General features: G+C 44.8%; 11 protein-coding genes. 9 read left to right on the top strand and 2 right to left on the bottom strand.

Features of this window, described 5'->3' with window-relative positions; all coding sequences use genetic code 11:
• Positions 1–18 precede the first annotated feature (18 nt).
• Genes pth through CL176_RS11410 form a run of 5 tightly spaced genes read left to right on the top strand, consistent with a single transcriptional unit; the run spans position 19 to position 5371 of the window.
• Positions 19–585, top strand: coding sequence for an aminoacyl-tRNA hydrolase (pth, locus tag CL176_RS11430; RefSeq protein WP_118991399.1), 567 nt, complete (start codon positions 19–21; stop codon positions 583–585).
• A gap of 13 nt (positions 586–598) precedes the next feature.
• Complete coding sequence (gene mfd / locus CL176_RS11425; protein WP_118991398.1) at positions 599–4144, top strand: transcription-repair coupling factor; 3546 nt, start codon at positions 599–601, stop codon at positions 4142–4144.
• Entirely contained in the window at positions 4131–4421 is a 291-nt protein-coding gene (locus tag CL176_RS11420; RefSeq protein ID WP_118991397.1) for an RNA-binding S4 domain-containing protein, read from the top strand. Before mfd ends, CL176_RS11420 begins: the two co-directional genes overlap by 14 nt.
• A 57-nt stretch (positions 4422–4478) precedes the next feature.
• Positions 4479–4862: an FtsB family cell division protein gene (locus tag CL176_RS11415; RefSeq protein ID WP_162890972.1), complete on the top strand. Its 384-nt coding sequence runs from the start codon at positions 4479–4481 to the stop codon at positions 4860–4862.
• Positions 4863–4900: 38 nt separating this feature from the next.
• Positions 4901–5371 carry a S1 domain-containing RNA-binding protein gene (locus tag CL176_RS11410; protein ID WP_118991395.1) on the top strand — a complete coding sequence of 157 codons (471 nt, stop codon included), beginning with the start codon at positions 4901–4903 and terminating at the stop codon, positions 5369–5371.
• Positions 5372–5407: 36 nt separating this feature from the next.
• On the opposite strand, the gene CL176_RS11405 is transcribed toward CL176_RS11410, so the two are convergent.
• A complete protein-coding gene (locus tag CL176_RS11405) occupies positions 5408–6463 on the bottom strand; it encodes a sensor histidine kinase (RefSeq protein ID WP_118991394.1) in 1056 nt (351 codons plus the stop codon).
• Positions 6450–7130, bottom strand: a complete 681-nt coding sequence (locus CL176_RS11400; RefSeq protein WP_118991393.1) for a response regulator transcription factor — start codon at positions 7128–7130, stop codon at positions 6450–6452. Before CL176_RS11400 ends, CL176_RS11405 begins: the two co-directional genes overlap by 14 nt.
• Positions 7131–7641: 511 nt before the next feature.
• Between CL176_RS11400 and tilS the strand changes: the two genes are divergently transcribed.
• The 4 genes from tilS (at position 7642) to hslO (ending at position 12936) form a co-directional block, all read left to right on the top strand.
• A complete protein-coding gene (gene tilS, locus CL176_RS11395; protein WP_118991392.1) occupies positions 7642–9060 on the top strand; it encodes a tRNA lysidine(34) synthetase TilS in 1419 nt (472 codons plus the stop codon).
• 63 nt (positions 9061–9123) lie between these two features.
• Positions 9124–9672 (top strand): hypoxanthine phosphoribosyltransferase, encoded by a 549-nt coding sequence (hpt, locus tag CL176_RS11390; protein ID WP_118991391.1) that lies wholly within the window; start codon positions 9124–9126, stop codon positions 9670–9672.
• A 72-nt stretch (positions 9673–9744) separates the two neighbouring features.
• Positions 9745–11823 (top strand): ATP-dependent zinc metalloprotease FtsH, encoded by a 2079-nt coding sequence (gene ftsH / locus CL176_RS11385; protein ID WP_118991390.1) that lies wholly within the window; start codon positions 9745–9747, stop codon positions 11821–11823.
• Between the two features lie 228 nt (positions 11824–12051).
• Positions 12052–12936 (top strand): Hsp33 family molecular chaperone HslO, encoded by an 885-nt coding sequence (gene hslO / locus CL176_RS11380; protein WP_118991635.1) that lies wholly within the window; start codon positions 12052–12054, stop codon positions 12934–12936.
• Positions 12937–12945 lie beyond the last annotated feature (9 nt).

Raw genomic sequence — 12945 nt, 5'->3', positions numbered from 1 at the left:
TGATTAAGGAGTTCGGTAATGACAGTCAAGATGATTGTAGGGCTGGGGAATCCCGGCGATAAATATGATGGCACAAAGCATAATATTGGTTTCGAAGTTGTCGACGCCTTATTAAAAGAACAGAATCTATCGATGACTGACCAGAAATTTAGAGGGGACTATACAATCTGGCGCCATGGCGGTGACCGGATTATTATTTTGAAGCCTTTTACGTATATGAATCTTTCAGGCGAGGCCGTCTTGCCTTTGATGTCCTATTTCGGTGTAGGTATGGAGGATTTATTGGTCATTTATGACGATATGGATTTGGCCGTCGGCCAACTTCGCCTCAGGCAGAAAGGGAGTGCCGGTGGCCATAATGGGATGAAGAGCATTATAGAAATGCTAGGTAGCCAAGTCTTTGATCGATTGAAAGTAGGGATTGGTCGTCCAGCGCCTGGCTGGAAAGTCGTTGATCACGTCTTAGCTCCTTTTGCCAAGGATGACCGTCCAAAGATGGATGATAGTGTGCTAAAAGCGGTCGCTATTATCGAAGACTGGGCCAGTGGGATGGATATGGTTTCTTTGATGAATAAGTATCACTAATTAAGGAGGTCCAATGGAAGTAGAAACTAGGTTTAAGCCCTTTGAGGCAAGTCTTAAGCAAATTAGTGCGAGCCATCGTCTGCCTCATCTCGTGACAGGGATTGACGAGACGGCACGGGCCATTTTTATTGCGGGACTATATACGAATGAGCCGAAGCAGATGCTTGTGGTGGAAGCCAATCCGCAGAAGCGAAATATTCTATTGGATGATTTGACCCAATTGCTAGGGGAAGATATTGTCTATGAATTTCCGGAAGAAGAGACCTTAGCCATTGAGTATTCCATTTCGTCTTTTGAAAGCCGTGCCCAGCGGGTGCAAATATTGAATAAGTTGCAAGCGGGGGAAGCGCTGGTGGTTGTCACGTCGGTAGCTGGTTTGCGCAAAAGGCTTACTCCGCTACACTTGTGGCAAGAACAAAGTCTTCTCTTGCAAGTTGGTGAGTCTTATGAAATTGATAATTTAAGAGAGCGCTTTGTACAGTTAGGTTATACAAATGAAGGGATGGTCGATGCTCCGGGGCAATTTGCAATCCGCGGAGGTATTGTTGACTTTTATTCACTCGATCTAGCGCAACCCGTCCGACTAGATTTCTTTGATGTGGAATTGGATTCGATTCGCTTTTATAATCCAGAAACACAGGAATCTACTGAGAATATTGAGCAAGTTGCTCTGACACCTGTTTCTGATGTAGTCTTCCCGATTCAGCAGCAACAAGCTTTACTGGAAACCTTGCGCAAAGAAGCGGCTGACGCAGCCAAGAAGGTGCAAGATGATGCGACGCGGGAGAGTTTCCGGACGGGTATGGACTACCAACTTGCGCAGCTTTCCGCAGGAGAAGGCTTGACCTATGCATCAGCATATTTGAGTTATATCGATCCGGAAGGTACGTCGATATTAACCTATATGCAAGCTGACGCCTGGCTTATGGTGCAGGAATTTCATAAAATTCAACAGCAAGAACAACAAATCATTGAAGAGAATCAATATTGGCTGGAGCAAGAGACAGCTAGAGGGCTATTGCTGCCGAAGCAGGGCGACGGTATGAAGTTATCTGTCCATTCCTTAATTCGTCAAGCCCAACAGGCGACAGTCTATTTTGCGGTATTACAGCGCGGGTTAGGGCAAATGGAACTGGCAGGGATTCATCACTATCCTTATCGCTCGATGAATCAATTCTATAATCAGCTTCCGCTGATTAAAACTGAAATTGACCAATGGCTAAGTCAGTCCAATGCAGTGCATATTGCAACGTCTGACGCTGAATCGGCTCGTCGTACGCGTAAACTCTTGGAAGAGTATGAAATTCAAGCTAGGGAAGTGGCTGATACGCTAAGTTATCAACCGGGCCAGGTGACCATAGGCACGCAACCTCTTTCGAAAGGTTTCGAGTTAACCCAAGATAAATGGGTTGTAATTACTGAGCAAGAATTGTTCAACCAACGCAAGGCGAAGCGGGTACATCATCAGCATTTATCGAACGCTGAACGGATTAAAAGCTACAATGAATTAAATGTGGGAGACTATGTTGTCCATACTAGCCATGGAATTGGTGTGTATTTAGGTGTGGAGACAATTGAGATGAAGGGCACCCACCGAGATATGATAGCGGTGGAATACGCAGATAGTTCCCGGATTTATATTCCGGTTGATCAAATCCAGCTTTTACAGAAATATGTCGCCTCTGAAGAGAAGACGCCTAAGCTGAATAAATTAGGGGGGACCGAATGGGCTAAAGCGAAGCAGAAAGTTCAATCAACGGTGGAGGACATTGCCGATCAACTTATTGAGCTTTATGCTAAACGGGAGCAAGATAAAGGCTTTGCCTTCAGTCCAGACACCCCGGAACAAGCTGAATTTGAAGAAGCCTTCCCTTATGTGGAAACGGAAGATCAACTGCGTAGTGCTGCGGAAATCAAGGCAGATATGGAGAAGGAGCGGCCGATGGACCGCCTACTTGTCGGCGATGTAGGCTACGGGAAAACGGAAGTGGCCATGCGGGCTATTTTCAAAGCTGTCATGGACGGCAAGCAAGTTGCCTTTCTTGTGCCAACGACCATCCTTGCTCAGCAACACTACAATGGTCTCGTGGAACGCTTCCAAAACTGGCCTTTTGAAATTGGTATGCTTAGTCGGTTCGTCACCCAAGCGGAACAGAAGGAGAATTTACGCAAATTAGCAAACGGTGGTCTTTCCATTATTGTCGGGACGCATCGCCTTTTATCGAAAGACGTGAAGTTCCATGACTTGGGCTTGTTGATTGTGGATGAGGAGCAACGTTTCGGCGTGAAGCATAAGGAACGGCTCAAGCAACTTAAGTCTCAAGTGGATGTGCTCACCCTTACGGCGACCCCGATTCCTAGAACGCTACATATGTCGATGATTGGCGTGCGCGACTTATCGGTTATTGAAACACCGCCGAATAACCGCTTCCCGGTTCAAACTTATGTGATGGAACGGAATGAACCGGCCATAAAATCAGCAATTGAACGCGAGCTGGCTCGAGGTGGGCAAGTCTTTTACTTATATAATCGAGTGGAGACGATAGAGCAGAAAGCCCAGGAAATTAGTGACTTAGTGCCGGAAGCGCGGGTAGCCTTTGCGCACGGACGCATGAATGAGCGAGAGCTGGAGAATGTCTTAATGGACTTTATTGAAGGAGAGTATGATATTCTGGTGACGACAACCATTATCGAAACTGGTGTGGACATCCCGAATGCTAATACCCTCTTTATCGATCATGCTGAGCGGATGGGCTTATCCACCTTATATCAATTAAGGGGACGGGTTGGGCGAACCAATCGGGTTGCCTATGCTTATTTAATGTATGACCCAATGAAGCAACTGAGTGAACTGAGTGAGAAGCGTTTGAATGCTATTCGTGAATATACGGAACTGGGTTCCGGCTTTAAGATTGCCATGCGGGACTTATCCATCCGTGGTGCAGGTAACCTGCTAGGCCAGCAACAATCCGGCTTTATTGACTCAGTGGGCTATGATTTATATACACAAATGTTACACGAAGCTATCCGTAAACGCCAAGGACAGGCGCCTGAAGAATCAGCCGTTAAATCCGCTGAAATTGATATTAATGTTCAAGTGGATGCTTATATTCCGAGCGAATATATTGCCGATGAACGGCAAAAAATTCAGATGTATCAAGCAATCCAACGCATTGACTCCAAGGAGGCCTATGTCCAGCTGCAAGACCAATTTATTGATCGCTTTGGCGAATTTCCTGATGCGGTCTCAGACTTATTGGATATTTCACTTATCCGCTACAACGGTGAGCAGATTGGTATGACCAAGATGAATCAGAAGCGTTCTGAAATTGAAATAACCTTTAATGAAGAAGCAACGAAGCGCCTCCAAGGAGCGAAAGTCTTTGAAGCCTTGCAAGATGTGAAGCTCAAAGCGCAAATTCGTCTGGACCAAGAAGTTCTAGTGGTGAGTCTGAGCATTGTAGGTTTAGCAAGTGATCAATGGTTGGGCGAAATCATCCGCTTCCAAGAAGCTGCTAAAGAAATCATTGAAGAGGAGGAACATCGTGAGGTTAGATAAATTTTTAAAGGTGTCACGTTTAATCAAGCGGCGGACAGTCGCTAAAGAGGTGTCTGATCAAGGGCGCATTCAAATTAATGGGAAAGTCGCCAAATCCAGCACAAAAGTTGCGGTGGGTGATGAGATGACGATTGAATTTGGAAATCGTTACTTAACCGTTCGAGTAGAGGAATTAAAAGAAAGTACGAAGAAGCAAGATGCTGACGAGATGTATACAGTGATTAAAGAAGAGCGCATTGAACGCGAAATGCCATTCAAAGATGAATTTCTATCGTGAAAATAATGGCTTTCTAATAATTTAACTGTTATACTCTTTGTTATGAGAGGTGATAAGATGGGAAACAACAGAAATACGCAAGCCAAACAGAATAATAAAGTTGTGCACCTATATGAAGAAGCGACCCAACAAGCTGTTAAAATCCCTCGCACCTTGAATTGGCGGAAGGTGACTGCTCTTTTAGCCGGCATCCTACTTATAGGCCTTTCGGGTGGGCAATTGTTGCAGACCCTCCAGGCAAGCCAAGAAAATCAGGCGGCCTATGAAGCGGCTCGCGCGTCACATCAAGTTGCTGTAGAGAAGAATCGCAAGACGCAAGAAGAGTATCAACGGGTTCAAAGTCCAGACTATCTTGCGGAAATTGCACGTCGGGATTATTACTATTCTAAGCCGAATGAAATAATATTTGAAATAGGCGAGAATATTACCCATAATGAATGAAATATAAAGGAAACCACACAAGGAGGAAATTGGAGTCAATGACAGTTGAAGCAGGTCAAATTGTATCGGGGAAAGTAACAGGGATTACAAATTTCGGAGCATTTGTTAACTTACCAGAGAACCAATCTGGGTTAGTGCATATTAGTGAAATATCCGAAGGGTATGTCAAAGATATTGCGGATTATTTATCTGTAGGGGATGAAGTGGATGTAAAGGTGCTAAAGATTACACCAGATGGTAAAATTAACCTATCCATTCGCCAAGCGAACCCAACAGAAGCGAATGTTCAAGCAGAGCCGCAAGCGCGCCCAAAGAAAACTGAACGAGCAAATCGTCCAGAACAACATCGCCCAGTACGCACTACTCCTCGAGAGAATCGACGCAATCAGAATACTGATGACTTCGATACGATGATGAGTCAATTCTTGAAAGATAGCGAAGATCGCTTATCATCGCTTAGACGTAATACCGAAAGCAAGCGCGGTGGCCGGGGTGGCCGTCGCGGCTAAAGCAAAAGCACGTGCAAATATGTTGCACGTGCTTTTTTAATGATGCTCTGGGATTGGTAGGGTAATTAAGAAGGTCGAGCCGACGTTCTTGGAGCTGCTTGCTTCAATGTGACCTCCATGTAAATCGATAATTTGCTTGGCGATCGAAAGGCCGAGACCGTTGCCTGAATCAGCCCGACTCGTATCTTCTTGGTAGAATTTATCGAAAATTCGCTGGATATTCTGCGTATCAAAGCCATAGCCAGTATCTCGGATAAGGACATGCACGGAAGCCTCGCTCGATGTGAGGCGCACTTCAATCATTCCGCCTGGCCGATTATATTTAATGGCATTCTCTAATAGGTTCATCCACAATTGATCGAGCAAGTCTTCATTGCCTTGGAAGATTGTCTTAGGTAAGTCTAAGCTAAGCTCCAAATCCTTCTCATCCCATTGCTGTTGCAGCAGAACGAGCGTGTTGCGGATTTGCTCGTCTAAACGGAATGCGTCGCGTTTAATAGCCACGGATTGATGCTCCAATTTGTTCAAAAGAAGAATGTTCCCGCTTAGTTTAGACAGTCTATCCGACGCTTCAATGATATTGTGCAAGGCGGTCTGGCGTTCGTCTTCTGCAAGATCAGTATCCTTAAGCAGTTGGGCATTGCCGCGAATGACCGTGAGAGGCGTTTTGAACTCGTGGGAGATGGTGGAGATGAAATCATTCTGTAGCATCTCGTTCCGGCGTAATTCCTGCACCATAATATTAAAGGCACGGTACAATTCATGAATATCTCCGGGACGCTGTTGATATTCGTCCAATTGTACGGAGAAGTCATTCTCAGCCACTTGATTCATCGCCTGCTTTAATTGCCGAATGGGCTGTAAGATAGACCGGCTGACAATTGAAGAGATTAAAACCGAGATTAAATTAGTCGCAATAAAGATTGAAACGAGCACCCGAACTGAAATGTCTACCCGGGTAGGTAAGATATCGATGCGAATGAGCAGGAGTGTAACAATTAAGGCGATAAAGCTAATCAATGCATAAAAGAAAAGCGTGAGAAAGGTGAAATACACCCAAAGATTCTGATGGCCAGGTCTAAATGGTTTCATGGATAACCGCCTTATAGCCCAAGCCACGAACTGTTATAATAGAGAAATCCTCGTTGTCTTTGAAACGATCGCGCAGCCGTTTAATATGGACATCAACGGTTCGCTCATCTGACTGGCTGTCATAGCCCCAAATCTCGTCCATCAGCTGCTGGCGGGTGAATATCTTGTTCTCATAGGAGAGTAATTTATGTAATACGAGAAATTCCTTCTGGGGCAAATCATAAGTTTCGCCCTGGAAAGTTACCGTATTGGCTGATAAATCAAGCGCTGTCTTGCCAACTTGCAAGTAGTTACTGTTATTGATGTTTGCCCGGCGTAAGAGGGCGTCCACGCGCAGTAACATCTCTTTAATATCAATCGGCTTAACCATATAATCATCCACACCCGTTTCGAAACCGCGCTGCTTATCTTCGAAACGTCCTTTGGCGGTAATCATTAAGATGGGTTGTTCATACTTAGCTTCGCGGAGCATTTCGGTAAATTGATAGCCGTCTTGTCCTGGCATCATGACATCTACAATTAACAAATCAATATGTTGGTGCTCCATAATCGTGAGCGCTTGCGAGACTGAAGTAGCTAAATGAGCCGTATGAAAGTTCTTCTCGAGAGCTAGTTGATACATTTCCGCTAAGGATTTATCGTCTTCTAAAACTAAGATACTACTCATGGTTCTAACTCAATCCTTTCTTACTAAGAATTATAGCAAGAAACAAAGAAAAGTAAAAATGAATTAAAGGGCAATGGGTACAAAATAAGCGAGATTTAATCTTCTTGGCAAAATTTACTAAAGAAAGTTTAAAAACTAACGGAAGTTCATGATGAATTCACACAGGGAAGGTATAGTGATATTAACCTCTACCGGATAAGCACTTGAATTCGTTCATTACCCACCGAATAAGATTACTTTATCCCTATAATAAGTATTCTTCACTCTTGAATCAATTTCCATAACTGTTCATGTAATTCAAAACGAATGAAACAAGATAACGTGACGTTTCAATAGGATATATTTATTTGCATCTTCAGCAATCCCTGGCAAGAACATGTAAATAATAAGACTATTATTACGTTAGGTAGAGGTTTTATTCACACAGAAAGATAGCTCGGCCCAAAGGCAGCTATCTTTTTCTTGTTTTTTAATGAGAAGATTCGTATGATACACCTACGAAGGTGATAACATGAATGTAATTGAAGAAATTAAGCAACAGTTGATAACTTTTAAGCAACAGGGCCCAATGGTCGTGGCTGTGTCAGGTGGGGTCGACTCTATGGTCTTATTGGATGCACTCCGCCAGATATATCCCGCTAGCGAATTAGTGGTAGCCCATTTCAATCATGGTTGGCGGGCTGAAAGTGCAGCGGAAGCTAGTGGGGTGGAAGCTTATGCGCACCGTTATGGCTTGCCTTTCGAACTGGGCATTTGGGAATCAGGAGAGCAGCAACGCTCGGAAGCGGCCGCTCGCAAAGCACGTTACACTTTCTTTGCGGATATACTCACTACCTATCAAGCAAGGAATTTAATCACAGGCCACCATCTCGATGACTTTGTGGAAACTTTCCTGCTAAGAATCGGACGGGGCTCTTCCTTGAAGGGCTTAGCCGGGATGCAAGCGCATAGTCGTCAGAAACTAGTTAACAAGACCGGTGAGACGCTGGATGTTGATATTCTGCGTCCCTTGCACCGCCTTGATAAGGCTAGTCTTTATAACTATGCACAGGTGAGAAGTGTGCCCTTCTTTGAGGATGAATCGAACCAGAGCGATGTGTATACGCGGAATCGGCTGCGTCAAACAGTCTTGCCAGCTTTAGAAGAGGTCTTTCCTGATATAACGGGACAGGTGAAACAAGCTTTAGACCAATGGCAAAAGAGCTATGCGGTGCATTTAGCATATTTCCAAGAGCATCTTGCGCCCTTTATTCATCATACGGACAGCGGTTGGCAGATGCCTCGCAATCTTTGGTTGCGTCTATCTGAAGCAGCGCAAATATTGTATATTGAGGTTTTGTTTGAAGAAGTCCTCGTAGAAGTGATGCCGGATTATAGCCAGGAAGCGATTGGGCGTCTGTACAAATTAATCAATCAAGATACGCAGCCAAATCAATGGATTCCCCTTGGCAATGGCTGGTGTGCAAGGCGGGCATACGAGGCGATTTATATTGAGCCTGAGCAACATCAAGTGGATACCTGGCAAAGCTTAGTAATATCCGCTTCGAATACCTGGCATGCTGGTGATGGGCAGGAGCGCTTCGCCTTATTTGAAGCGGGGCAACTTCCAGATTATGACTCACAAGAGACGATTGTTTATCCGCTCACATTGCCAGCAGGAGTAAGCAAGCTGTGCGTCAGGCCGTGGCAAGCGGGGGATCGCTTGCGCTTGGTAAATAAGACGGGGGAATATTTCACGAAGAAAGTCAGTCGGATTTTCATTGATGAGAAGGTTCCACAAAGCGAGCGCCAGCAGGCTAAGGTGTTAGTGGCTTGTGATGAGGTAGAGGAAATAATCGCTTTGCTGGCATATCGGCAAGGGTCCGCTTATAAAGCGACCACAAAAGAAGCCCCGACCCATTATTTTCTCTACCAAAAAGGAAGAATTTAGCTTAGAATTGTGGTATGATGTGTATTATGGTATTTGATAAACATAAATAAAAGGAGAAGCGACATGTTAGAACAAGATATTCAAGAGGTTCTGGTTACGCGAGAAGAAATAGCTGAAGCTGTTCGAAAGCTTGGTCAGCAAATTACGCAAGATTACCAAGGAAAAGAACTTCTTGTCGTTGGTGTTTTAAGGGGCGCTGCGATTTTCCTAACGGATATCATTCGCGAAATTGATTTATATGTTGAAATTGATTTTATGGATGTGAGTAGTTATGGGGCAGGGACTGAATCGTCAGGCGAAGTGAAGATTATTAAAGACCTAGATACGAAAGTTGAAGGACGTAATATCTTAGTCGTGGAAGACATTATTGATACAGGCCGGACCTTACGCTATTTAGTTGATTTATTGAAATATCGTAAAGCGAACTCTGTTAAGGTATGTGCCTTATTGGATAAGCCTGAGCGTCGAGTGATTAAAGATTTAGTCCCAGATTACGTAGGCTTGGAAGTACCGGATGAATTTGTTGTAGGTTACGGGCTCGATTTCGATCAGAAATATCGTAATTTACCGTACATCGGGGTATTAAAACCAGAACTGTATGAGAATGCTTAATTATAGTATTCCCTGCGATAAATATGGTATCCTTATAGGGTTCAGAATATTAAGTAAGGAGGAAATACCCGAATGAACAACCAGAATCCCAATCGCAACTTCTTCCGTAGTACATTGTTCTATGTGCTCGTTGTTCTTGCGATCGCAGGAGGTATTCAATTATTGACCGGTGGGGGAGCTGCGCAAGGCCCCACGGCAGAAATTTCCCAAACTCAATTCATGGACGAATTAGAAAAGGGCGAAATTAAAGAATTTGAAATCCAAATCGGCTCAGGCGCGTATAACGTCAAAGGGCAGTATGAGAAAGAAACGAAAGTTAACGAAGATGAAGGTAACTTAATGCAAGTCTACCAAGGTTCTGATACGACGAAGCGTTTCGAAACAAAGGTGCTAGGAAACGACTCTACCTTATCAGCCATCACGGAGCTGGCTAAGGCATCTGAAACGAAGATGAAGACCTTGCCAGAATCGACAACAGGCTTATGGTTGAGTTATATTCCCTTCTTAATTTTACTTATTCCAACCTTCTTTCTAATTTATTCCATGACCCAGCAAAGCGGGGGTGGAGGTGGCCGCAATGTCATGAACTTTGGCAAGACGAAGTCACAAGATGCATCCAAGCAGAAGGTGAAAGTGAAGTTTAGTGATGTTGCTGGTGCTGAAGAAGAAAAGCAAGAGCTTGTAGAAGTGGTTGAATTCTTGAAGGACCCAGACCGCTTTACCGGCCTAGGCGCGCGTATCCCTGCAGGAGTGCTTTTAGAGGGTCCTCCAGGAACAGGTAAGACTTTGCTAGCTAAAGCAGTTGCTGGGGAAGCAGGTGTACCTTTCTATAGTATTTCAGGATCAGAATTTGTTGAGATGTTTGTCGGTGTGGGAGCAAGTCGCGTGCGCGATTTATTCGAGAATGCAAAGAAGAATGCTCCATCGATTATCTTCATCGATGAGATTGATGCTGTCGGTCGCCAGCGTGGTGCTGGAATGGGTGGAGGACACGATGAGCGTGAGCAGACCTTGAACCAACTTCTTGTGGAGATGGATGGTTTCGAAGGGAATGAAGGCGTGATTGTTATCGCCGCTACCAACCGGGCCGATGTTCTGGACCCAGCTTTACTACGTCCAGGACGGTTTGACCGTCAAATTCTAGTCGGCAACCCGGACGTTAAAGGCCGGGAGGCAATCTTGCGTGTACATGCGCGCAATAAGAAGTTATCGCCAGAGGTTGATTTGAAAGTAATTGCCCAACAAACCCCAGGTTTTTCAGGAGCAGACTTAGAGAACTTACTAAACGAAGCAGCCCTTGTTGCGGCACGTTTCGACCATGCGGTAATTATGCCGGAAGATGTGGATGAAGCGCATGACCGCGTTATTGCTGGGCCTGCTAAGGAGAATAAGGAAATGTCTGAGAAACAACGGCGTACTGTTGCCTACCATGAAGCCGGTCATACCGTTGTCGGTATGGTGTTGAATGATGCGCGTATCGTGCATAAGGTAACGATTGTTCCCCGGGGCCGAGCAGGTGGTTATGCGATTATGCTACCTAAAGAAGATCAGTATATCATTACTGAGAAAGAATTGTATGAACAAGTGGTTGGACTACTGGGTGGCCGGGCAGCAGAAGAGATTGTGTTCAATCATCAATCGACGGGAGCCAGCAATGACTTCCAGCAAGCAACACAAATTGTTCGCAGCATGGTCACTGAATATGGTATGTCTGAGAAATTGGGTACGATTCAATATGAAGGCAATAGCCAACCATTTGCAGGGCGTCAATACGGTCAAACCGCAGCTTACTCTGAACAAGTAGCTTACGAGATTGATATGGAAGTTCGCCGCATAATGAATTTAGCCCTGGAAGAGGCGCATCAAATTATCAATGAGCACCGCGAGCAATTGAATACAATTGCTGAGAAATTACTTGAAATTGAAACGCTAGATCGCCGTGAGATTGAAGCACTCTTCAAGACAGGTGAAATGCCTAAGCCAGAAGATCAGCCAGCTTCTGAGGAGGAGCCAATTACTCCGGATTCTTATGAAGATGCTAAGCAGAAAGCCGAAGAAGATGATCCTTTGGAGACACATCATCCATCGGCCTATGATAGCGATTCAGATCGTCCGCGCAATGCACATATTAATCAAGACCGCGATGAATAGTGGACTTGGTTTAAATGAAGTCTCGAAACCTCTATCAAGTAGGGGTTTCGGGATTTTTATATGGGCTGGGATATGAGCAATGTCAATTCCGGGAAGTGATAATGAGTATTCGGAATCCTTAGTGGTTCTTTCCGGCAGGAAATATATATTTTTTGGAATTAGGCGCTGATATTTCAGCGGGAGAATGGTATGATAGCTATGATTGTTAGTGAAGAGAAGGAGCGAGATATGCAAGATCAATTAGTTAAGTATTTAGCCTTTGATGGGCAAGTACGCTTAGTGCTTGTGCAGGCGACGAATACGGTTCAAGAAGCTTGCCGTCGCCATGATACGTGGCATACTGCCAGTGCGGCCTTTGGACGGACTATGATTGGTAGCTTACTATTGGCGTCAAATTTGAAAGGTGAAGACCGTATCATCACTGAAATTCAAGGGACTGGGCCAATTGGGCGCATTGTGGTGGATGTGAATAGCCATAACCAAGTGCGTGGTTACGTGAATCAGCCCCATGTGGCCTTGGAGCTCAATGAACAGCACAAACTAGATGTAAGTGGTGCGGTCGGCTTGCCTGGGACGCTTACAGTGCGACGTTATATTGAGCATATGGAGCCTTTTGTTGGACAAGTGGCTTTGGTCTCTGGGGAGATTGGGGATGATTTCACTTATTATATGACTGCGTCTGAGCAGACACCTTCTTCTTTCGGCTTGAGTGTGCTGGTTAATCCGGATGAGTCGATTCAATCCGCAGGTGGCTTTATGATTCAGATGATGCCGGGTGCAACTGAGGAGACAATTCAAGCTTTGGAAGCTAATTTAAGTCAGTTAGATTCTTTAGCAACGTACTTTAATGAGAGTGAGTCCCTCGTGTCTTTAGTGGAGGCGCTTGTTGGCCAGGGTAATTATAAGGAATTGGAAGCAGCGGACGTGAGTTTCCATTGCCCATGCAGTAAAGCTTACTATCAAGATAAGTTGGCTGTATTGGATGAGATGACTTTACGTGAGATGATTGAAGAAGACCATGGGGCAGAAGTGACCTGTCATTTCTGTAATGAGCAGTACCAGTATAGCGAGGAAGACTTGCGTGAAGTTCTTCATGCTAACCAAGCGAAATAAATCGATATG

Source organism: Suicoccus acidiformans (assembly GCF_003546865.1).
Classification (GTDB): Bacteria; Bacillota; Bacilli; order Lactobacillales; family Aerococcaceae; genus Suicoccus; species Suicoccus acidiformans.
The sequence above is the reverse complement of the archived record's forward strand: the minus strand, read 5'-3'. Positions and strand labels throughout refer to the sequence as shown.